Source organism: Methylocystis sp. MJC1, from assembly GCF_026427715.1.
Classification (GTDB): Bacteria; Pseudomonadota; Alphaproteobacteria; order Rhizobiales; family Beijerinckiaceae; genus Methylocystis.
Genome location: NZ_CP107558.1, coordinates 1,744,423 through 1,765,504 on the forward strand (window position 1 = coordinate 1,744,423; position 21,082 = coordinate 1,765,504).

At 62.8% G+C, this 21,082-nt stretch carries 24 protein-coding genes; 9 read left to right on the plus strand and 15 right to left on the minus strand.

What is annotated here, in order from left to right:
- The first annotated feature begins 248 nt into the window (after positions 1-248).
- A complete protein-coding gene (locus tag OGR47_RS08405; protein ID WP_165050303.1) occupies positions 249-608 on the plus strand; it encodes a histone in 360 nt (119 codons plus the stop codon).
- Between the two features lie 135 nt (positions 609-743).
- Here OGR47_RS08405 and OGR47_RS08410 read toward each other — a convergent pair whose 3' ends face one another.
- On the minus strand, positions 744-1,211 hold the full coding sequence (locus tag OGR47_RS08410) for a hypothetical protein (protein ID WP_165050301.1): 468 nt from the start codon (positions 1,209-1,211) through the stop codon (positions 744-746).
- A 104-nt stretch (positions 1,212-1,315) separates the two neighbouring features.
- Here OGR47_RS08410 and hemB point away from each other — a divergent pair, with 104 nt between their 5' ends.
- On the plus strand, positions 1,316-2,332 hold the full coding sequence (hemB, locus tag OGR47_RS08415; protein ID WP_165050299.1) for a porphobilinogen synthase: 1,017 nt from the start codon (positions 1,316-1,318) through the stop codon (positions 2,330-2,332).
- A 3-nt stretch (positions 2,333-2,335) separates the two neighbouring features.
- Here hemB and OGR47_RS08420 read toward each other — a convergent pair whose 3' ends face one another.
- Entirely contained in the window at positions 2,336-2,779 is a 444-nt protein-coding gene (locus OGR47_RS08420; RefSeq protein ID WP_165050296.1) for a PA2169 family four-helix-bundle protein, read from the minus strand.
- Between the two features lie 371 nt (positions 2,780-3,150).
- On the opposite strand from OGR47_RS08420, the gene OGR47_RS08425 reads away from it, so the two are divergent.
- Together OGR47_RS08425 and pyk are read left to right on the plus strand one after the other, a co-directional pair.
- Complete coding sequence (locus OGR47_RS08425; RefSeq protein WP_165050294.1) at positions 3,151-3,576, plus strand: DUF1036 domain-containing protein; 426 nt, start codon at positions 3,151-3,153, stop codon at positions 3,574-3,576.
- Between the two features lie 48 nt (positions 3,577-3,624).
- Positions 3,625-5,073, plus strand: a complete 1,449-nt coding sequence (gene pyk, locus OGR47_RS08430) for a pyruvate kinase (RefSeq protein ID WP_165050292.1) — start codon at positions 3,625-3,627, stop codon at positions 5,071-5,073.
- 25 nt (positions 5,074-5,098) lie between these two features.
- Here pyk and OGR47_RS08435 read toward each other — a convergent pair whose 3' ends face one another.
- From OGR47_RS08435 to OGR47_RS08445, 3 genes are all read right to left on the minus strand, one after another.
- Positions 5,099-5,599 carry a GNAT family N-acetyltransferase gene (locus OGR47_RS08435; protein WP_246729609.1) on the minus strand — a complete coding sequence of 167 codons (501 nt, stop codon included), beginning with the start codon at positions 5,597-5,599 and terminating at the stop codon, positions 5,099-5,101.
- The gene (locus tag OGR47_RS08440) at positions 5,596-6,387 is read right to left on the minus strand and encodes an inositol monophosphatase family protein (RefSeq protein WP_165050290.1); all 792 of its coding nucleotides are present in this window, start codon (positions 6,385-6,387) and stop codon (positions 5,596-5,598) included. Before OGR47_RS08440 ends, OGR47_RS08435 begins: the two co-directional genes overlap by 4 nt.
- A 113-nt stretch (positions 6,388-6,500) precedes the next feature.
- Positions 6,501-6,779, minus strand: a complete 279-nt coding sequence (locus tag OGR47_RS08445; protein ID WP_165050288.1) for a hypothetical protein — start codon at positions 6,777-6,779, stop codon at positions 6,501-6,503.
- A gap of 324 nt (positions 6,780-7,103) precedes the next feature.
- Here OGR47_RS08445 and OGR47_RS08450 point away from each other — a divergent pair, with 324 nt between their 5' ends.
- Complete coding sequence (locus tag OGR47_RS08450) at positions 7,104-7,640, plus strand: DUF1465 family protein (RefSeq protein WP_165050286.1); 537 nt, start codon at positions 7,104-7,106, stop codon at positions 7,638-7,640.
- A gap of 134 nt (positions 7,641-7,774) precedes the next feature.
- Here OGR47_RS08450 and rpmE read toward each other — a convergent pair whose 3' ends face one another.
- Positions 7,775-8,005, minus strand: a complete 231-nt coding sequence (gene rpmE / locus OGR47_RS08455; protein ID WP_165050283.1) for a 50S ribosomal protein L31 — start codon at positions 8,003-8,005, stop codon at positions 7,775-7,777.
- Positions 8,006-8,150: 145 nt separating this feature from the next.
- Positions 8,151-9,227: a hypothetical protein gene (locus OGR47_RS08460; RefSeq protein WP_165050281.1), complete on the minus strand. Its 1,077-nt coding sequence runs from the start codon at positions 9,225-9,227 to the stop codon at positions 8,151-8,153.
- Between the two features lie 188 nt (positions 9,228-9,415).
- Here OGR47_RS08460 and OGR47_RS08465 point away from each other — a divergent pair, with 188 nt between their 5' ends.
- Positions 9,416-10,462: a hypothetical protein gene (locus OGR47_RS08465; protein ID WP_165050278.1), complete on the plus strand. Its 1,047-nt coding sequence runs from the start codon at positions 9,416-9,418 to the stop codon at positions 10,460-10,462.
- Positions 10,463-10,484: 22 nt separating this feature from the next.
- Here OGR47_RS08465 and cpdR read toward each other — a convergent pair whose 3' ends face one another.
- Positions 10,485-10,859: a cell cycle two-component system response regulator CpdR gene (gene cpdR / locus OGR47_RS08470; RefSeq protein ID WP_165050276.1), complete on the minus strand. Its 375-nt coding sequence runs from the start codon at positions 10,857-10,859 to the stop codon at positions 10,485-10,487.
- A gap of 187 nt (positions 10,860-11,046) precedes the next feature.
- On the opposite strand from cpdR, the gene OGR47_RS08475 reads away from it, so the two are divergent.
- Together OGR47_RS08475 and hisN are read left to right on the plus strand one after the other, a co-directional pair.
- Entirely contained in the window at positions 11,047-12,006 is a 960-nt protein-coding gene (locus OGR47_RS08475) for an N-formylglutamate amidohydrolase (RefSeq protein ID WP_165050273.1), read from the plus strand.
- Positions 12,007-12,033: 27 nt separating this feature from the next.
- Positions 12,034-12,837 carry a histidinol-phosphatase gene (hisN, locus tag OGR47_RS08480; RefSeq protein ID WP_165050271.1) on the plus strand — a complete coding sequence of 268 codons (804 nt, stop codon included), beginning with the start codon at positions 12,034-12,036 and terminating at the stop codon, positions 12,835-12,837.
- 39 nt (positions 12,838-12,876) lie between these two features.
- Here hisN and OGR47_RS08485 read toward each other — a convergent pair whose 3' ends face one another.
- The 6 genes from OGR47_RS08485 to OGR47_RS08510 all read right to left on the minus strand — a co-directional run bounded on the left by OGR47_RS08485 (position 12,877) and on the right by OGR47_RS08510 (position 19,170).
- The gene (locus OGR47_RS08485) at positions 12,877-13,821 is read right to left on the minus strand and encodes a hydrogen peroxide-inducible genes activator (protein ID WP_165050269.1); all 945 of its coding nucleotides are present in this window, start codon (positions 13,819-13,821) and stop codon (positions 12,877-12,879) included.
- A 236-nt stretch (positions 13,822-14,057) separates the two neighbouring features.
- Entirely contained in the window at positions 14,058-14,279 is a 222-nt protein-coding gene (locus OGR47_RS08490) for a hypothetical protein (RefSeq protein ID WP_165050266.1), read from the minus strand.
- A 279-nt stretch (positions 14,280-14,558) separates the two neighbouring features.
- Entirely contained in the window at positions 14,559-15,500 is a 942-nt protein-coding gene (locus tag OGR47_RS08495; protein WP_165050264.1) for an alpha/beta fold hydrolase, read from the minus strand.
- Positions 15,501-15,581: 81 nt separating this feature from the next.
- The gene (locus OGR47_RS08500; RefSeq protein WP_165050262.1) at positions 15,582-16,148 is read right to left on the minus strand and encodes a TlpA family protein disulfide reductase; all 567 of its coding nucleotides are present in this window, start codon (positions 16,146-16,148) and stop codon (positions 15,582-15,584) included.
- Between the two features lie 152 nt (positions 16,149-16,300).
- Complete coding sequence (locus OGR47_RS08505) at positions 16,301-18,694, minus strand: TonB-dependent receptor (RefSeq protein ID WP_165050259.1); 2,394 nt, start codon at positions 18,692-18,694, stop codon at positions 16,301-16,303.
- 65 nt (positions 18,695-18,759) lie between these two features.
- On the minus strand, positions 18,760-19,170 hold the full coding sequence (locus OGR47_RS08510; RefSeq protein ID WP_165050257.1) for a hypothetical protein: 411 nt from the start codon (positions 19,168-19,170) through the stop codon (positions 18,760-18,762).
- Positions 19,171-19,408: 238 nt separating this feature from the next.
- Here OGR47_RS08510 and OGR47_RS08515 point away from each other — a divergent pair, with 238 nt between their 5' ends.
- The gene (locus OGR47_RS08515; RefSeq protein ID WP_165050255.1) at positions 19,409-19,873 is read left to right on the plus strand and encodes an Hsp20 family protein; all 465 of its coding nucleotides are present in this window, start codon (positions 19,409-19,411) and stop codon (positions 19,871-19,873) included.
- Positions 19,874-19,973: 100 nt separating this feature from the next.
- On the opposite strand, the gene OGR47_RS08520 is transcribed toward OGR47_RS08515, so the two are convergent.
- Entirely contained in the window at positions 19,974-21,053 is a 1,080-nt protein-coding gene (locus tag OGR47_RS08520; protein ID WP_165050252.1) for a hypothetical protein, read from the minus strand.
- Positions 21,054-21,082: the final 29 nt, after the last annotated feature.

Here is a 21,082-nt window from a genome sequence, read left to right on the forward strand (position 1 = left end):
CTGCGAAGGTCAAAATGGCGGGCAAATTTTGAATGCGCGAACCTCGGCGAAAGCATTTCCTAGCCGCTTCGATAAGAGATCGGACACGCTCATCTTCATTGTCGAACATCGGATGCGGCAATGCGAAATGCGTTGTAACGCTTACTTCTCGAGTGGCGCCACTTGAACCAGCAATTAACCACGTTACGCTAATTGCGCGTATTGTCGGTCGACCATAATTCCGGCAATTCGGATCAAGGGGACTTATTATGGCGAGAGCTACAACGAAGCGTAAGCCGGCCAAGAAGGCAGCGGCGAAGAAGGGTGCGCGTAAAACCGCCACCAAGAAGGCGGCGACGAAGAAACGCGCGACGAAGAAGACGGCTGCGAAGAAGAGCGTCCGCAAAACCGCCACGAAGAAGACTGCTCGCAAGGCCGTCCGCAAGGTAGCGACGAAGAAGCGCGCCGTCACCAAGAAGGCGACGACGAAGAAGCGCGCGACCAAGAAGGCGACCGTCAAGAGAACGACCGTCAAGAGGTCAGCCGTCAAAAAGGCGACCGCCAAAAAGCGCGCGCCCCGCAAGGTGAAGATCGCTCCGCCAGAAACGCCGACCGAGGGCGCCGCCTAAAGGCGTTTTCGTCATGCGCGATCGGAAGAGGGTCGCGCGTCACGAATGCGTGCTTTGCGCAAAATCCCAGTCGCCCGGGCGCGCGTCTTGCCGACGCGTCCCGGGCGAAGTTGCTTCAGCGGGCCGCTTTCGGCGTCAGCGCGTCAGGCACTCTGTCGCAAAATCGCGCCACAACGGCACAGCGGCGCGCGATACGCGCTTGTGCTTTTCCCATTCCTCGGCGCAGGCTCGCATGCGTTCGCGTGAGGCGCGCGGCAGCATGGGCGGCGGCGCTGATGTGTCGAGCGGCGGCGTCGGCAGCGCTGCGCCCTCATCAGTTTGCGGCGCTGCAGGCGCAGGCGGCTGCTTCGCGGCGCCTTGAGGCGTCGTGGCTTCGGACGGCTTAGACGCCCCCGATTTCGTCACGGCGGGCTTCTTCGCGCCTTTCGCAGGCGCCTTGGTCTTCGCGGCCTGGCTCGGCGGCTCGCGAGGCGGCGTCGCGGGCTGCGTCTGCTGCGCAAGGACAGGCGCCGCCGCGAGGAGGGCCGCGCCGAGAAAGGCCCCAAGAAACACGGCGGCGGGCCTAGTGAATGGCGTTGGCCGGAGGCGTTCCGCGGCGATCATTTCATCTTCCAATGCGCGCAAGGCTCGCGCGCCATATCTGTCTATAGCGGAGTCGAAAGGCGCCGTCGCGCATGTTAAGGCGTCCGCGACAAGAGGAGGCGTGAATGACGGACAGGGAGATTTCTTCGACGAGGCTGCCGCTGGTTCAGCGACCCCGGCGCAATCGCAAAAGCGATTGGTCGCGCCGCCTCGTGCGCGAGACCACGCTCGACGCCTCCGATCTCATCTGGCCGATTTTTGTGATCGAGGGCGCGGGTCGTCGAGAGCCCATTTCTTCCATGCCCGGCGTCTATCGCCAGTCGATCGACCTTGCTGCGCAGGCGGTCGCAGAGGCCGCCGCGCTCGGCGTGCCGGCGGTGGCGCTTTTTCCAAACACCGATCCGAAGCTGCGCGACGAGACGGCGAGCATTGCGCTCGATCCGGAAAATCTCGTTTGCCGGGCATGTCGCGCCATCAAGGAAACGGCGCCCGATATCGGCGTCATCACCGACGTCGCGCTCGACCCTTATACGAGTCACGGCCACGACGGGCTTCTCTCGGGCGATGAAATCCTCAATGACGAGACCGTCGCCGTGCTGGCGGCGCAAGCCGTGACGCAAGCGCGCGCAGGGGCCGACATCATTGCGCCTTCCGACATGATGGACGGGCGCGTCGGCGCCATTCGCTCGGCGCTCGACGCCGAAGGCTTCCAGAATGTGCAGATCATGAGCTACGCAGCGAAATACGCGTCCGCATTCTACGGACCATTCCGCGATGCGATCGGCACCAACAAGACGCTGCGCGGCGACAAGCGCGCCTACCAGATGGATCCCGCCAACACCGACGAAGCGCTGCGCGAGGTGGCTCTCGATCTGGAGCAGGGCGCGGATATGGTGATGGTGAAGCCAGGCATGCCTTATCTCGACATCGTGCATCGCATCGCCGAGACCTTTCATACGCCCACCTTCGCGTATCAGGTCTCCGGCGAATATGCGATGATCATGGCCGCCGCGCAGAACGGTTGGCTCGACGAGGAGCGCGCGATGATGGAAAGCCTGCTCGCTTTCAAGCGTGCAGGCGCCGCCGGCGTGCTCACCTATTTCGCGCCCCGCGCGGCCGCGATTCTGCGAGACGTTAGATAGGCGTCAGGCTGCGCGATCGCGCAGATTGCGGACGCGGTCGTGGTTTTCTCGCACGCCGCGATACTGCCGATCGATAATCGCATGCACGCGCGGCGGAAGAGGCTTGGCGACGGCGATCTCATAGGCCGACTTGGCCACGTCCTCGCCGCGCTCGACCTCTTCGAGGATAGCCTTGTCGCTCCGCGCCGTGATGAAGGATTTGACGTTGGTCCAGAGTCGATGCAGCGCGCCCGCAATAGAGGTTGACCGTGCGGGCGTTCCGCCGAGCTGCGAGATCTCCGACTCGAGCTCGCGCGCGCCGGTCGCGCAGCGTTGGGCTGCGGTCTCGAAGACGGTCTTGAGCTGAGGGTCCTGCGCCTGTTCGGCCGCCGTGCGGAAGCCTTGTTCGCCGTCGCGGCTGATCTCGACAAGATTGTTGAGCGTCTGGATGACTTCTTTGTTTTCCATCTTGCGCCTCCTCCCGGCAGGTTTTGCGTGGACGAAAACCAGAGGCGGCGCTCTTTGTTCCGCGGTCAGCGGGCCGCGCGGCGGAGAGCCTCGATTGTTTCGAGCAGTTTCTCCGCTTCCGGGCAGCCCAGTCCTCTGACGGAGCCGATCAGACGGCAGCCCATGATCACGATAACGCATGCCGAATTTCCCTTGAGCGGCGTTCGCGATAGGTAAAGGCGAAGCCGGCGCCACAAGCTTGCGCCGTCTGATCTTCCCGGCTTTTCGACGCGCAACGGGGTTGCCAAAGCTGGCCGCGCGTGGTTTGCCTGTTCGCCAAAGGCGGCGCTTGACAGTCGCCGTGCGCCAACCTTTCCGGTTCAGCTCCGACGATGATGAGACGCCTGCTGCTCCCCGTTGTTGCGATGGGTCTGGCCCAGACGGCGCCGGCGCGCGCCGATTTTCGCCTCTGCAACAACACGAATGTACGGGTGAGCGTCGCAATCGCCTATACGGACGGAAAAAACTGGCTTTCCGAGGGGTGGTGGAATCTCCGGCCCTCCGTCTGCGAGACCCTGCTGCGCGGGCCGCTCGCCGCGCAATTTTACTATGTCTATGCGATGGATGAGCGTGGCGGCGAATGGAAGGGCAAAGCTTTCATGTGCACCCGTGACCGCGAATTCCGAATCGACGGACGTGAGGATTGTTTTGCGCGGGGTTACGAGCGGACGGGTTTCTTCGAGATCGACACGGGACGAGACGCCAAGAGCTGGACGGTGCAACTTACCGATCCAAACGCCGCGCCGTCCGCCCAATGACATAGAGCCGCGCTATAGCGGTCGCGAGAAAAGGATTCGAGAACGAAAATGAGAAGGCTCAGGCGGACCAAGATCATCGCGACGCTCGGACCGGCGACGGTCGACAAGGCGGTCATCGCCGGTCTCGTGCGCGCGGGCGCCGACGTATTCCGCATCAATATGAGCCACACCGACCATGCGGCTCTCGCCAATTACGTCCGCGTCATTCGCGAGATCGAGGCTGAGATGTCGCAGGCGATCGGCATTCTGGTCGATCTCCAGGGCCCCAAGCTGCGCATCGGCGCCTTCGAGGAGGGCTCCGTCCATCTGCGCAAGGGCGACGTCTTCATCCTCGATTCCGACCCCACGCCCGGCGACGTCACGCGCGTGCGTCTGCCGCATCCCGAAATCCTCGCGGCGCTCAAAGTGGGCGACACCGTGCTGATCGACGATGGCCGCGTGCGGATGCATGTGGTCGAAGCCGCGCCCGACCGCGCCCACGCGGTTGTCGACGTCGCCGGCCGGCTCTCCAACCGCAAGGGCGTGAGCCTGCCGGATACGGAAATCCCGATCACCTCGATGACCACGAAGGACCGCGCCGATCTCGACGCTGCGCTGGAGCAGGGCATCGATTGGGTCGCCATCTCCTTCGTCCAGCGGGCCGAGGACGTGGTCGAAGTGAAGCGGATCACTAAGGGACGCGCCCTGGTGATGGCCAAGATCGAAAAGCCTCAGGCCATTCACCGTCTCGACGAGGTGATCGAGGTCTCCGACGCGCTGATGGTGGCGCGCGGCGATCTTGGCGTCGAGGTGCCGCTCGAGCGCGTGCCCGGCCTGCAAAAGCGCATCAACCGTTCGGCGCGCCGTCTCGGTAAGCCTGTCGTCATCGCGACTCAGATGCTGGAGTCGATGATCCTTTCGCCGCTGCCGACGCGCGCCGAGGTCTCGGACGTAGCGACGGCGGTTTTCGAGGGCGCCGACGCCGTGATGCTTTCCGCGGAGAGCGCAGCCGGCCAATATCCGCAGGACGCCGTGGCGACCATGAGCCGCATCGCGGAGGAGGTCGAGACGGATGCGGTGTTCCGCTCGATCATCAACGCCCAGCGCGGCGAGCTGGCCAATCCGACCTACGCCGACGCCATCGCGGTGGCGGCGCGCGACGTCGCGCAGACGCTGCACTCCAAGGCGATATGCGCCTGGACGTCATCGGGCACGACAGCCCTGCGCATCGCCCGCGAACGCCCGCAGTCGCCGATCCTGGCCTTGACGCCAAAGCGCGACACCGCGCGGCGGCTGGCGCTGGTCTGGGGCGTCCACGCGCTTGAGACGCGCGACGCCACGGATATCGAGGATATGGTGAAGCGCGCTTGCGAATATTCCAAGAGCGAGGGGTTCGGCGAGGACGGCGACCGCGTCATCATCGTCGCCGGCATGCCCTTCGGCTCGCCCGGCGCGACGAATATGATCCGCATCGCGCATATCAGCGACGAGGACGGGATGGGCGGCGACGCGCCCTGATCCGAGGAAAGGGGCGGCCGCGATCCTACTTCGCGGCCCGCCACTCCATCATCACAGTCGCTCGTCCTGAAAGCGTGTTGGCGCCCCTGCCAACCTCGGTGAAGCCGCGGCGCTGGTAGAAGCGGATGGCGCGCATGTTGTCCGAATTCACGTCCAGGCGCACGACGCCGGGGGATAGCGCGCGGGCGGCCGTCATCAGCGCCTCTGCATAGCCGTCGCCTTTATAAGCGGGACCAACGCATATCTGGTCGAGCCAGCCGGTTTCGGGATCGATGATCACGAATCCCGCGAGCCGCTCACCGCTGTCGGCGAAAATGCAGAGAGTGGCCGCGCCTTTGGCCTCGAGCGCCGCGATCTGCCGCGTCAGCCAGTCGCGCCGGGCGTCGAAATCGATCTCCGGATAGGCCGCGCGCCAGGAGTCCACCCAAAGATCGAGCATCTCCGGCAAGTCTGCATCCCTGCGGTGGCGCAAGTGCGGCGCCGGCGCCGCGCAGGCGGCGGCGTCCGAACCGGGGCAGGCGGTCACGCCTTCCTCATCACGTCGAGGAGCTGGCGGTGGATGGCCTCGTTGCCGACGCAGATTTCGCCCTTGGTTAGCATGTCGGAGCCGCCGGAGAGGTCACTCACGTAGCCGCCGGCCTCGCGCACGAGCACAATGCCCGCCGCGACATCCCATGAATTGATGCCGCGCTCCCAATAGCCGTCGAATCGGCCACAGGCGACATTGGCGAGGTCCATGGCGGCGGCGCCCATGCGGCGAATGTTGCCGATCTTGGCCATGCCGGCCGAAAGCTCCTTTTTGAAGGACTCATGGTCCCGGGCGCGGGCGAGGGGCGGGATTCCGCAGGCGACCATGGACTCTGCCAGAGATCGCCGGGCGGCGACGCGCATGCGCCGATTATTGAAATAGGCGCCCTGGCCCTTCTCCGCGACAAACATCTCGTCCGTCGCGGGATTATAGACCAGGCCTGCCACCAGCTGCCCGTCGCGCTCGAGCGCCACCGAGACGGCGAAGACGGGGACGCCGTGCAGGAAGTTCGACGTGCCGTCGAGCGGATCGATATGCCAGGTGTGGCTCTTGTCCGAGCCTTCGACCGTCCCGCCTTCCTCCATGATGAAGCCATAGCCGGGGCGGGCCTTGGATAGCTCTTCGAAAAGGGTCTTTTCCGCGCGCTTGTCGGCGGCGGAAACGAAGTCCCCCGGTCCCTTCACAGACACCTGGAGATTTTCGACTTCGCCGAAATCTCGCTTGAGCCCGCGCCCGGCCTTGATGGCCGCGGCTGTCATTACATTCATCAAGGCGGAGCGAATCATTGGGGAAAGCCTCGGGGCGTGCAGGGGGGAAGCCTCGACATGCCTTTCGCGGGCCCCCGCGTCAAGCATTTGCGAGGGGTTAGCATGGGGGCTGGCCAAGTCTTAACCATGTGTTAAGCATTTTGATCAAATTCTTTCAAAATCGTGTTTGGACGGAGCAGCTTCCGATGGCGAACATGGACGTCGATTTTGGAATGGCGCGTCATGACCGGCCACAGGCCATGATTGCATCTTATCGCTACGCGTTTCGGGAACAGCGCCCGGCGCAGCGCCAGCCAAAAGCGACGCCAAAATATACGCGTATAGACGCTGGCCAATTTCTCCGCACACTCGTCCTCCTCGCCCTCTGCCTCAGCGCCTTGCAGCTTACGCACGCCGAGAAGGCGCAGCACGAAAAGGCCCCCGTCACGGCGCTTCTAACCCCCTAGCGGGCGCGGGCAAAATCCCGAGCCATTAACGCACAATTAGCAGTTCGCGCGCAGCCTGTGCTTTGTCCATCGCGGACTTCGAGCGCAAACCTCCTCCACTTGTCCTCGGACATGCCTCCCTGATGTCGCCTCCAGAGCCGCTACTGCGGCTCCTTTTTTATGTTTTGCTGAAAAGCGGAGCCGTTAAGGTTAAAGAACGCTTAAGCAAGCGCGCCTCTCTCAATTGCGCTAAGGTTCTATATATCGAGTTTGCCGGGGGTAAAAAACCGGCCAGGGCGTGAGCGTGTCATGGGGCGTTTGAGTGACAACCGGGGCGAGCAAAATCAGCCCGTTTCCTTCGTCGAGAAGCTCGCGGGTTCCGAAGCTTTCGGCATGATGTTCAAAGAGGGCATGGGGCTCGTAGAAGAGGCGGCTGCCTATCTCGACGGCGCCGGCCGCGACGAGGCGAAGGAGCTGCCCCGCGCCGAAGCGCTGGCCTATGCCGCTGAAAGCATGCGGCTTACGACCCGCTTGATGCAGATCGCCTCCTGGCTGCTGCTGCAGCGCGCGGTCAATCAGGGCGAGCTTACTCGCAGCCAGGCGGCAAGCGATCGCCACCGCGTCAAGCTGCACCAGCAGGAGCTGGCTTCCGCGCCGGACGTCTTCCAGCGTCTCCCGCAGCGTCTACGAGATCTGGCGTTGCATTCCCTGCGCCTGCAGGCGCGGATCATCCATCTCGACCAGCTGATTTACGCCGGCCCTGAGGCTGCGCGCCCCCTTGTTGCGCCGACGCCGAGCCCGGTCCAGGAGCAACTGGCCAAGCTGCGCGACGCCTTCGCGCGATAATCGTCAGCCTTCTTATCGACGGGCAGGGGCGGCGGGACGCAAGTCTCGCCGCTTTATTTTTGGAACGAAAAAGAAAAACGCCGGAGCGGCAGGGCGCTCCGGCGTGTGAATGCGTCGCAGACGAAGGCTAAGGCTTACTTTTTGCCGAAGCTCAGGCCGCCGAAGCGCGAGTTGAAGCGGGAGAGACGGCCGCCGCGGTCGAGAAGCTGGGCCGAGCCGCCGGTCCAGGCCGGATGGGTCTTGGGATCGATGTCGAGATTCATCGTGTCCCCTTCCTTCCCCCAGGTCGAGCGCGTCAGATATTCGCTGCCGTCGGTCAGCACGACCTTAATGGTGTGATAGTCGGGGTGGATTTCGTTTTTCATCTAACGCGTCCTTCCTGCGATTTGAAACGGCCACAACCCCAAGACGCCTTTCGGCGCGGGGCGGCCGGTCGAAGCTGACGATTTGGCTGCGCTCTTAGCGCAATGCACGGTCGTCGGCAAGGTTTCTGGCCGAAAAAGGGGGCGTCTAAGCCGCGTTTCCACCTGGCATGGCGACATCTGGCTCACTCAGGCTCTCGGCAATCGCGTCGTCGACATATTTAAAGAGCGCGAGATCATCGGCGAGAAGGTCGTTCACAATGCCGATCTTCGCGAGAGATTCGGCCAAAGTCTTCACGCTTTTGAAAAAGACAGGCTCTTCGTCCCCGAAGATATTCGTCCCGACAGCCGCCGTCACGAGGTCCTTGAAAAGCGGGAAGCGCTCGTGAGTGCCGATGACGTCGAAGTCGGCGAGATAATCGAGCGCTCGGGAGACATTGGCTTGCTTGGGCATTTCGTCGACGTCGCAGCCAAAGACTTTCGTCATTGGGCTCATCAGCTCGCGGCGTTGTTGCTCGGTCGTGCCACGAAATGCGCTCGTCAGCGCCTTTTGATCGTTGAAGGGCAGGTTGGCGGCAAATTCGAGAAGGGACTTCACGCCTGTCGTATAGCCGGCGAAGGAGGAGTCGGCGCTCCCCTCCTTGACGAGGAAATTCAGGAAATAAAGCCGCTCGGCCAGCTCCTCGTGCGGCTCGCGCAGCAGGGCAATCCGTAGATAGCCCTTCTCTTTCAGGAGGTCGTTGTAACGGAGAAGCAACGACCGCCCAGAGATGAAAATGGATTTGCAGAACGGGTTGGCGATCAGCGCGATGGTCGTTTCGAGGCCGTTGCGCTCTGAATTGAAGTAGCTGAGGCTGAACCGGCTTTTGATCTCCTGTAGGATACGGCGCTGCGGAATCAGCGTGCAGTCGAACAGGAATATTTTGCGCTCGACGTCATCTGGTTGAAGCCGTCTGTAGATCGGGAGGTGGCCGTCCGCTTCGATGATCTCGATGTCCGACACGTGCGCGAGATCGGGCACAATGTCCGGGCCGATGCAAAAGCCGCATTGGCCTGTCGAATGGAGGCCGAGGTCCCGGATATCGGCTCTGTTCAAATTGGCAGAGATCTCGATGTCGTCTCGTCCAGGGATCGAGATAATGAATCTCGGCGTCTCCGACGGATTGTCCGGCGCGAGCCAACCTACGATCTGATCGCCAGTATCTGCGTCAATAATGAAATGCATATGGGGCGTTCTGGCTGGCTATCAGGAAGCGTTGTCAGCTATGTCCGGGAGAAGATCGATAGGATCCCCGGCCAATGCCCTGGTTTCGATGTCCTCTATCCGAGAAGTGGGCGCGACTCAAGTCTGGCGAGGTTTGACGCTTCACCATAAAGAGTTCATGCGACTTGGCGATCGTTTGGAGGCGGATCTTGCGCATTATGATTCTTGGCGGGTCCAATTCTAGTCCGAAGCACGGCTGGGCGGCCGAGTTGGCAAGGATTGCGCCCGAGCATGTGTTCGACAACAAGTTTCTGGGGGCGGTCGGGTCGCTTTTTGGGCTTCTCCGCTTGCTCAAGATGGAGCGGGACGGGGACCCGAAGCCAGACGCCCTCATCTTCGAATATACGCTGAACGACACCGTCTGGCTCGCGGGCGGGAGTCTTGATCCCCAGATAATCGCCGATACGCTTGGCGACGTTCTGACCTTCTGCGCGCGCGAAGGGATCGGGATCCTATTCCTTTGTCTTTGTCTGCGGCCTCACGAAGGGCAGGGCGAGGCCGAAGGATCGTTGTATCTCGACAATATTTACAGAACTGCGGCGGAAAAGCGGGGCGCAGCCTGCCTCTTTCTCGCGGACATACTCGGCCATATCGATGCGAGTCAGTTTGTCGACCACAAGCATCTCGACGGCGCTTCTTTCTGCCGTGTCGCGGAAGCGGTCGCCGAGCGTCTGCGTCAGCCTATTCCGACGCCTGGTGGAGCGGCGCTCAGCATGCGCTTTTGCTACGCCGACGCAACGCAGTCGTCGATTACCGGGCCCGTCTCCCGCTTGCGCCGCAGCGCGACGGTGTTCGAGGGCGCGTTCGTCGAAATCGCCCGTGGCGGCAGATGTCTATGGAACATTCGCGGCCGGCTTGTCGCCGCGCTCCTGCGCTCGACCGAGATGAGCGGTTGCTATGCGATAACGGCGGGCGGGCGAACGATCCGCAAGAATGCGCAATCATTGGCGCGCGAGGCTGTGGAGAACCTGATTATCCTTCATTATATCGCGCAAACGCTTCCGCTTGGCAAAAGCGTCGTTTTCGACCTGCCGACCTCGGAAGAGGCATTGATGGCGCTGCCCGGCGATCTCACCTTGATGGAAGGCGCGCCGCGCGTTCCTTTCGAGCAGCAGACATTGGAGGTCGCAGGAATCATGATCTACCGGCCGGCATCTTGGGCGCGCCGGATGTTTGAAGCGGTCTCTGGGGGATGACGGCCGGCTTTTCCCTGTGTCGTCAGGCCGCGAGCATGCGCTGAACCTCGCTAACGAGGTCGCGCAGATGGAAGGGCTTGGAGAGAATCTTCGCCTGCCGGGGGGCTTGATTGTCGGGGTTCAGCGCGACGGCGGCAAAGCCGGTGATGAACATGACCTTTATATCCGGATCGAGCTCGGTTGCGCGGCGGGCGAGCTCGATTCCGTCCATCTCGGGCATGACGATGTCGGTCAGCAGCAGCTCGAATGGCTCGACGCGGAGCTGGTCATAGGCGGAAAGCCCATTATCGAAGGAGGTCACCGAAAAACCCGCCTGCTGTAGCGCCTTCACCAGGAAACGACGCATGTCGTTGTCGTCTTCGGCAAGCAGAATCTTCGCCGTCGGGCTCTCGTTCATCTCAGTCCTCTCGAGGGGTTTTTTCCATATGAACCCCAGCCTGTAAATATCGGGTGAAAACCCAGCCGTGCGAGGGTAACTTAGAGGGCTAGATTTATAGAACCTTTCGACGCTCGCGACCCCTCGTGCGGCCTCCGCGCGCCAAAGCGGGAGCGTCGGGCGGGTCGGAACGGGCCGGGACGATTCGATGGATGGCCGAAAATTAGGACAAGGGGAAGGGGGGGCGAGCGAAGCATCGCCTCTCGAACCCGAGCTGTCGCCGCCTTTCGAGGTGATCAAGCCCGATGAACTCCTGTCGCCGCTTGTTTTTTCGTCCCCTCACTCCGGGCGGATCTATCCCGCACGCTTCCTTGCCGCCGCAAGGCTCGACGCCCTCTCCCTGCGCCGCTCCGAAGACGCTTATGTCGATGAGTTATTCGGCTCGGCGCGGTCGGTCGGCGCCCCGATGCTGCGCGCGCTGTTCCCGCGCGCCTATCTCGATCTCAACCGCGAGCCCTACGAGCTCGACCCCAAGCTGTTCGAGGGGCCATTGCCGCAATTCGCCAACACGCGCTCGCTCAGGGTCGCGGCCGGGCTCGGCACTGTTCCACGGGTGGCGGCCGACGCTCGGGAAATTTACGCTGGCCGCATAGCGCTCGACGAAGGCCTGCAGCGGATCGAGGCGCTCTATAAACCCTATCACGCAGAGCTGCGCGCGCTGGTGGAGCGCGCCGCCCGCCGCTTCGGCGTCGCTGTCGTCGTTGATTGCCACTCCATGCCATCGTCCGGCGCGCGAGGCGCCTCGCCGCTGGCTGGCGCGGAAAAGAAACGCGTCGATTTTGTCATCGGCGATCGTTATGGCGCGAGCGTTGCGCCCAGCCTCGTCGACGGCGTCGAGGCGCGGCTTCGCGCGAGAGGCTACAACGTTCATCGAAACCGACCTTACGCCGGCGGCTTCATCACGGAGCATTTCGGCCGCCCGCGCGCGGGCTGGCACGCGTTGCAGATCGAAGTCTCGCGCGGGCTATACATGGACGAGTCGACCCTGGAAAAAAACGACCGCTTTGCGACTGTCGCCGCCGATCTCGCCGAGGTGGTCGCCGGGCTCGCTCAGGATGTCGAACTGGACGAATCTCTCGGCGGCCCGCGTCGGATGGCCGCTGAATAAACGCGGCCCTTCGTCGCTGGAGCAACCATGACCGTCGTCGATTTCGAAAAATTTGTGGAAGAGCTCGCCGATGTTTCGGGCGAAGCTGTCATGCCTTTTTTCCGCACCGCAATCGCCGCGGACGATAAGGCGCATGGCGGGGCTTTCGATCCGGTGACGGAGGCGGATCGCGCGGCCGAGATCGCGATGCGGCGGCTGATCGAGCGGACCTTTCCAAGCCACGGTATCATCGGCGAAGAGTTCGGCTCCAAGAATCAAGACGCCGAATATGTCTGGGTGCTCGATCCGATCGACGGAACGAAGAGCTTTATCTCCGGCTTTCCAACCTGGGGCACGCTCATCGGCCTCTCCCATCGTGGGCGCCCCTGCTATGGCCTGATGCATCAGCCTTTCACGCGCGAGCGTTTCCATGGCGACGGCGAGGCCGCCTTCTGGCGCGGCCCGTCGCGTCACGGCAAGACGGTGGAAGAGCGGCGCAAGCTGGTTGTGCGCCCGTGCCCGACGCTCGCCCAGGCGACGCTGATGACAACCTCGCCTCTGCTCATCGAGCCGGCGCTGCGCGACAAATTCCACCGCGTCGAATCGCAGGTGCGTCTCTCGCGCTATGGCGGCGACTGCTACGCCTATTGCGCGCTCGCCGCCGGCCATGTCGATCTCGTGATCGAAGCGGGCCTCAATTCTTATGACATTGTCGCGCTTATCCCGATCGTCGAAGGGGCGGGGGGCGTCGTCACGACATGGGATGGCGGCGATCCGGCGCGAGGCGGGGCGATTGTCGCTGCGGGCGACAAGGCGCTGCACGAGGCGGCAGTGCGGTTGCTCGCGAAGTGAAGCTTTGATCGGCGCCGCTCGGGGCGGCGAATTGCGCCGTCAGTCTTTGTCCGAAGTTGCCGCGGCGAGATCGACGCTTCGAGAGAAGAAACGACTTTCCGCGAGCGACGCCGCAAGCAGGCGGAAGGTCTCTTTGCGCCAAGAGGTCCGGCGCCATGCGAGCGCAATGCGCCGAGCAGGCCGATCGCCTTCGATCGGCGCTACGCAGACATCGAGCCCCCTGAGAAGCCCGGCCTCGATCGCGAGCCGTGGCGCGAGAGTGATTCCAAGACCGCCCGCGACCATTTGCGCCAGCGTCTGCAGGCTCGTGCCTTGGAAGGCGATATTGCGACGAGCGCCCGCGAGCGCACATACGGCCAGCGCATGGTCGCGCATGCAATGGCCGTCTTCCAGAAGCAGCAGCTCTTCCTGCTCCAGATCGCTGGCGCATGCAGAGGCGCGCCCATCGAGGCGATGCCCACGCGGACAGACCATGAAGAAAGGATCCTCGGCGATCTCGAGCGTCTCGACGTCCTCGACCTGGTAAGGCAATGCGATCACAGCCACGTCGAGCTGCCCCGATTCCAGTTGGGCTAGGATTGGCTTGGTCTGCTCTTCGCGCAGATACACGCGAAGCCCGGGGAAGGCGGCGCGCAGCCTCGGCATCACCTCCGGGATCAAAAAGGGCCCGATGGTCGGAATTACGCCGAGCCGGAGCGGCCCGGACGTGGGATCTTGTGCACCGGCGGCAATGTCGACGATATCTTCGGCGTCCCGAAGCAGCGCACGGGCCCGCGTCGCGATTTCCAACCCGATCGTCGTCGGGACAACGGAGCGCCGCGTACGCTCCAAGAGAGCTACGCCCAAAGTTTCCTCTAGCTCCTGGATGGCGGCGCTCAATGCTGATTGTCCCACGAAGCAGGCTTCGGCCGCTTTTCCGAAATGGAGGCGATCGACCACGGCGACGAAGAATTTCAATTGGCGAAGCGTCGGAAGGTTCTTCATCGCGCGCTCGATTGGTTTGCAAGTTTGGCGATTATCGCTTCGCTTATCGGGCCCCAATGCATCGGGGCGCTACTGATACGCATGATAGATACTGCATTGGAGTTTCGACGCAGTGAAATGGGCGTCTTCACGCCATCCGTGAAGACGCCCGAAGAGGATAGCCGCTCTAAAGCGGCACTCTCTTCGTCATGAGAAATCCCAAGCTTGGATTGGGAGTTTCCGAGCGGAAACATTCTTTAGCGCTCGGCCGATCGCCCATCCGATCCTCTCGTCGAACAAGCATTGACCCAATGAGAGCCGTCGCTGCTCTGCACCCGCTCCGAGCAATCGAAGCAGCGGATGCTCTCCGATTCGTCGTAGCTGCAGCTCCCGCTTTCGTGGGCGAAGGCGGTCGAGTTCGGGTTCATGCTCGTGGCGCAGACGGCGGCGACGACGACGATTTTTGCGAAGCGTTTCATTCTATTTCTCCTGAACGATCTTTGAGTTTGGCGTCCCGGTCGGTTCGGCGTCTGTTTGGCGCCGCGCCTCGTTGACAAGCTGAACCTAGCGTCGTTCAGTGATCATAAAAATCAGATAATAAATATCACAGTAATCGAAAAATTGGATTAGTAGCCGAGGTCCTGCCGAGCTTGGCCACGCCATGTCATCGAAGCAGCCACGCTCTTGGGCAGACGCGCGGCAGTTTATGATCCTCCAATTGTGCGCGTCCCCAGGCGGGCATGGCCTCCCGGACTCTGTCAGCCGCCCGACCCCGGAATAAACGCGTCGAAGGCCTGCCAGAACTGCCCGCGCAACTCATCGCGCTCCATCAAAATCTCATGCTTGGCGCCGGCAATCGTGAGCAGCGCCCCCGTGTCGAGATTCTGCATGAAACGCTCCATGGCGGCGTTCGACACTATTCTTTCGCGGCCGGCTTCAAAGACCAATATCGGCGTGCGAATGGCGCGCGGATATTCGGGCGCTTCGAAACGCTTCATCAGGCGGAAGGCGGCGTTGACCCAGCCGATCGTCGGATCGCCGATGACGAGCTGCGGGGCGGCCGCGACAATGCGCGCATTGCGGGCGAAGCGTATCGGATCGGTCGTGAGCTTGTTTGCCTCGAAGGGCAGCTCAAGGTAGTTGCGCCCCCCGCCGAAAGGGATGAACTGGCCGCCGAGGCCCAGCATGTCGAGCGTATCGGCAAGCCATCTGGCGCCGCGGGGGAAGAGCAGATTGGCGAGGTCGATCATGGGCGCGATGAGCGCTATGCGCTCGAAAGGCGGTCGGGAAGAATGCGCCAGATCGACCATAATGGCCCCGCCCATCGAATGAGCGAGCGCGAACCAGGGCTGCGGCCGGGGGCTCAGCACTTCAGCGATAAAGACGTCGAGGTCGCGCTGATATTGCGAGAAATCATCCACATGGCCTTTGCGCGGGTCGGCGAGTTCGCGTTCCGAACCCGCCTGTCCGCGCCAGTCGAGCGCGACGACGTCGAAGCCCCGCTCGCGCAAGTTCTCGATCGTTTCGAAATATTTCTCGATGAATTCATTGTGCCCTTGGAAGACGGCGACCGTGCCGCGCGGTCTCGTGGGGCAGGGAAAGGTCGCGGCGCGCAGGCGTCTGCCATCGTATGTCTTCAATTGCTGAACGATGGCGCCCGTGGGAATGGGATTATCCGGCGTCGCGACCAGCTCGAGCATGTTTCCTCCGTGGCGATGGCGCCGAATCCAACCGCGCGAACATAGTGCATTTTCGCACGGCGCCAGAAGAGGCCTAAAATCTTAGATCGCGCAGAAGGCTGCGAGCCGGTCAGGCTCTTCGAAGTTCATCCTGCCGGTTACGATGGCGGAAACCGCGCCTGAGGCGTTCAGGAAATAATGCAGGGGCGTCGCTACGCCGCCGCGCTTGGTCTCGCCGTAGAAGGCGCGCGCGGCCTTCGCCTTGGCGCCGTCGGTCTTGCTCGATTCGCCGACCCGGTAGATTTTCCACGGCAGGCCGTAGCTCTTGAACTTGGCGAGGTCTTTGGGGAAGTCGGACGCAATGGCAGAGACGAAGACAACGTTCCAGCGTTGCGCGCAGGCCCTGGCCAGCGCCTTGTAACCCGACGCCTCCGCAAGGCAGTTGGGGCACCAATAGGCCCAAAGGGAGACGAGCGTCGGCTTGCCATTCGCCATGAGCGTGCGCAGATCGAGCCGCGCGCCTTTCTCGTCAACGAGCTCGACGTCGCGCAAAGAGGCTTTCATCTCCTCCTCGGTCACAGCGCGGTCGACCTGCATGCCAAGGAGTTCAGCGCGGGCAAAAGTCGCGGCGCAGGCGAAAAGAACGAGGACCGCAATCCGAAACGTCATTGGCCGCTTCCATAACGAAAGGGCGACGCTTTCGCGTCGCTGCAGCCTTAGCATGAGGGGCTTCTGCATCTGCGTCAAACCTGAGATTTCGCGTCGCGAGGAGCACGTAGCGAATTGGGGCGGCGCATTCGCGCCGCCCCAATGCTGTTCGATCAGAACTTCACCGTCATCCCAGCCACGAAATTACGGCCCATCCCCGGCACGGGTCCGTAATTGGCCGGATTATTCGTGACCTTGGCCAAGGTGAAATAGCTTCCGCCGAGTGGCGAGAAATACTTCTGGTCGAAGACATTCTCTAACCCCAGGTCGAAACGCACATTTCCCCACTCATAGGCCGTGCGTAGATTGAGCAGGGCATAGCCGCCGGTCTTGAGCTCGTTGCGCGCAACGGAGATATGCGTCTTGCTGTCGACGAGTTGCAGCTCCACCACATTCGACCAGCCGCCGAGGCGATGCTCGATGGCGCCGCGCGCATTCAGCGGCATGATGTGATAGAGGCCGTCGCCCTTGCGCACATTCTTCGCCAGCATATAGCAATTGAAGCCCGAGAGACCGCAGGCCGTGTAATCGGGCATGTCGAAGTCGCGGCCGAAGACGTAGTTGATATTTCCGGACGCGAAGAACTGCCCATATTCTGGCGTCTCCCACAATTTCACGCGGCCCGAAATGTCGAATCCGTAAATCTGGGCCTTGTGATTGCGGAATTGCAGGACGGGGAAGACCAGTCCCGCAGGGCCGGTCGTGTTGCCGTAGCGCTCGGCGGTGATGAAGTTTTCGATGTAGGTGTAATAGGGATTAGCGCGCGCTTCCCAATTGCCTTTCGGATCCTTCCATTCGGCGGTGACGCCGAACGTATGGGCGACCTCGGGCTTGAGGTCCATATTGCCGGTGTAGCCGTTGAGGTCGCCGAACCAATTGTTCATGGTGGTCCCCATCGCCACCGGCCAGGCGTAACGTTCGTAGAGGCTGGGCGAGCGGGTCTTGCGCGAATAGCCCACCTCATAGGCGCTCGTTTCGTCGCGCTGATAGCGGGCCTTCGCCACCATGTCGAAGTTCACGTCTGTGCGCGAACGGTTGCGGCTGTTGAAAATGCCGGCCGTGATGGCGTCGGGGTTATTCATATACATGGGCATGCCCATCATCATGCCCATGGGAATTCTCGCGCGCGGGTCGTAGGGCGAGACATTGCCCGTATCCATCCACACGACGTCGTTTCGCACGCCGAGCAGGGTCGACCATTGCGGCGTCCAATTGGCTTCCCATTCCGCAAAATGACCGACGCGGTTGCGATCGCCGTTGTTGATGTTCCAGAAGGTGAGGGGGCCCATCATCATCGAGCGGTAGATGGGCTCCCACCAATCGTTCAGCCGGAAGCCGTGATATTCGCTGCCGATCCTCAGAAGGTCGCGGCCGGAAAGCTGCGTGAAGGGGATTTCCGTCTTGATCGAATAGCCGAAGTCCTTGCCGATCGTGTTCATCGGCATGTTGGCGGGCTGCTTGTCCTGCAGGAAGCCCATCGTATGCGAGACATAGTGATAGAAGGCGCGCGCGTCGACTGTGCCCCAGTCATAAGCGCCCTGATATTTGGCGTCCGCCGTATAGGCGCGGTTGCCGGTCATATCCATGCGCTGATTGGGGAAGCCCTGATAGGGAATATTCTCTATGGCGCCGCGCAGCGAGAACAGGTGCCCGTTGTTCTGATAGGCCGCGGTGACCGAATGCTGCTCCGAGATGAAGTTGGTCGACAGCACCTTCCTGCCGTCGCCGCCCTGATGATAATCCGTCGCGCGCGACCACGCGCCGTTGTAGAGCACGCTCCAATGCTCGTTGGCGACATTCGCCGTGCCCGAGACGGTGATGCCGTTGTTGTTTGTGCGGAAAAACGCCGAGATGGCGCCCGTGGCGAGGATTTCGTTTTGGGCGCCGAAGCGCAGGCCCTGGCCGCGGAAAGGCAAGAAGGGCGGATAGGGCGAGCCGAGCAGGAACGGTCCCGTGGGCTCCACGACCGCCGGGGCGGCGGCGGGGTTTGGCGCGAAGACGGGCTGCCGCGGCGTCACGAGAATGGAGCCGCCGATCGAATCGCCGCCCTTGCTCACCGGCATGACGCCGGAGAGCACGTCGATGTTCTGCACATTGTTCGGATCGATATAGGAGAGTGGCGGATTCATATGGTTGGCGCAGGCCGAGGTCGCCTCGACGCCCCCGACGAGGATCTTCAGCCGATCGTCCGCCATGCCGTGAATGACCGGCAGCCGGGAGACGCCGCCCGCCTCGTACCAATTCACGCCCGGCGCATTTTGGAGAAGCTGCACTGTGTCGGCGGCCGCCGGCAGCTCTTTGGCGATCTCGCGCGGTCCGATGATGGTCGCGTCTTGCAGCTTGTCGGGCTGGGCGACGACTGTGTTCGATCGCGGCGCGGCTGCAGCGCCGCGGGCTGCGGCGCCCACTGAGATTGCCGGCAGGGGCGTTTGCGCTTGGGCGTAGCCAAACAAGGCGAGAGCGATCGCGCCAGCAGATACGCCGCGCGTCAAGACAAGACGTGACATGGGACAAACTTCTCCTGATCCGCCGAACGACGGCGGTTAGACTGGATTCGCGTTGGTAGGTTCAGTCAGGAGAAAAGCGGCGGCGCGCGCGCGGGATGGGCCGCACGCCGGCGGGCGTGAGGCGTTGCAACGCCGCTGGGTACGAAGAAGACGAGCCGGCTCGTGACGGCGGGCGCGACTTGCACGGACGGGCGAGCGTCGATTGCTGAAAAGACGCAGGCCAGACACGCGCTGCAATCATGGTCAGTGGTCGTCGCCGGCGGGTGCGGAGCGCCCGCGAGAAGCGTGACGCCGGGTCGTTGGCATCCCTCGGCGGCCATTGCCGGGCCATGCCCGGAGCCGCCGCGCATCCACTGCGGGGAGCCTGCCTGCACGACAAGGAACAGCGTCATCGCCAGCGCGAGCGCGTGACGCGCCCAATTGGCAATGAAGACGCCGCTCCTATTCGCGCGGGAAATGTGGCCTCGAATCCGCATGGAGCGGATTTATGCTTAGGAGTTCGTGGCTTAGCTAGCGACTAGGTCATACAAGCGTCGTATTCGGTTAGACTGTGTCTTTTCGGCAACTATATTTCTGGTCAGCAACAAAACGCCGACCCTTGAACTCACCAAAGCCGCTTCCCAAATCGAATTCAGCGCGGGCCGCACTGGACGCGCAAAAAGGCGCGGCGCGATACGCAGCGCGCCGCATGTCGCTTCATACGGAGGATATGTCATGCGTCACTTCGATCTTTCGCCCCTCTATCGTCAGACTGTGGGCTTCGATCGTCTCTTCAATCTTCTCGATCAGGCGGGCGGCGTCGACGGCGCGTCGACCTATCCGCCTTATAATATCGAGCGCACCGGCGAGAACGCTTATCGCGTAACGCTGGCGCTCGCCGGCTTCTCGCGGGAGGAGCTCACGATCGAGACAAAAGAAAATACGCTGTCGATCAAAGGCTCCAAGGATCAGTCTCCGCCCCCCCAGGGTCGTGAGATGTTGCATCAAGGGATCGCCGCCCGCGCATTCGAGCGCCGGTTCCAGCTCGCCGATCACGTGGTCGTGACGGGCGCGAGCCTGGTCAACGGCCTGCTGCATGTCGATCTGGTGCGGGAAATCCCCGAGACGCAGAAGCCGCGTCGCATCGAGATCGGCGGCAGCGCTCCGACCGCCAAGGTTGTCGAATCCAAGGCTGCGTAAGGCCGCTTGCTATTTGCGATCATGCAGAGGCGCCCGCTCGGGCGCCTCTTTTGTTTATCGGGACAGCAAACAGCGGCGGGCGCCTCCGCTCCGCGCTACTTTACGGCGTCTTCTGGGGCGTCTTGGCGCTCGGCGTCGCATGAGCCGTGGCGGTCGTCGGCGCCGATGGGGTGACGGCGGCAGGGCCCTCAGTCGCCTCCGGCGGGACGATGGCGCGATGCGAGGCGGCGGTGGAACGCGCGGCGACAGCGCGCGGCGCCGGCGCCTTTGCCGCCGCGGCGGGAGATTTCGCGGGTTCGGCGAGCGGCCCCGGCTGCGGTAGCCTGGCGGCCTCTGATTTGGCGGCCTCCGCTTTGGTTTCTACCGGCTTTGGCGCGGGAGCCGGTTTTGCGAGGGCAGGAGCCTTTGCCGCCTCAGGGGGCGTCGCCGAGATCGGCTTTTGCGTTTGAGCGGGCGGCAAAGCCTCCTTTGCCGCTTGCGGCGCCTGGGGCGGCTCAGTCGGTTTGGCCGGTTCGGCGGGCTTCGAGATCTCGGCTGGCTTTGCCCATTCGATCGGCTTTTGCGCTTCGGCGGGCTTCGCGGTTGGGGCCGGCTGCGCAACGGCCGGCGCGTTGGGCGCAAGCGCGGGACGCGCCGCGCCGCTCGCTGGACGCTGCGTCTGTTGGGCGGCGGGCGCCTCCGGGGCGGGCTGCGGCAGGCGCAGCGCACGCCCATTCCCCCGCATCTCGTCGACTGGCGCCCGGTTTTTGCCAATCTCCTTGACGACCGGGTGGGAGCCTCCAAGCGGTGGAATGAAACCATTGTCATCCGTGGGAGGACGCTCGATGGCCGCTGGCGGCGCGACCCGCATGGCGTGGAGGATTACGCCCTCGTAGGGATCGATGAAGAATCGCGTTTCACCCTCGCGGCGACTGACGCCCGTGGCGACGATCTGATCACCACGCCGGCCAAGCGGGCCCACGAGTTGGAACCCTTCGCGGGCGAGGATGCGCGCCACGGAGCCGCGCGAGGCGAAGCGCGGGGCTTCGAAATCCTCGTCTTCGGGCGGCAGTTGATACTGCCAGCTATAAGCGAAGGGGCGGAAGAAAAACTGCGCCGTCGCGGCGTCGGTGCCGATCCCGTAGGCCAGCGCGAGCCCGAGGGCGAGAGGGGGTCCCCATTTTCGCCAGGCAGATGACATGCTCACATTCCTTAAACCGTCGTCCCCTC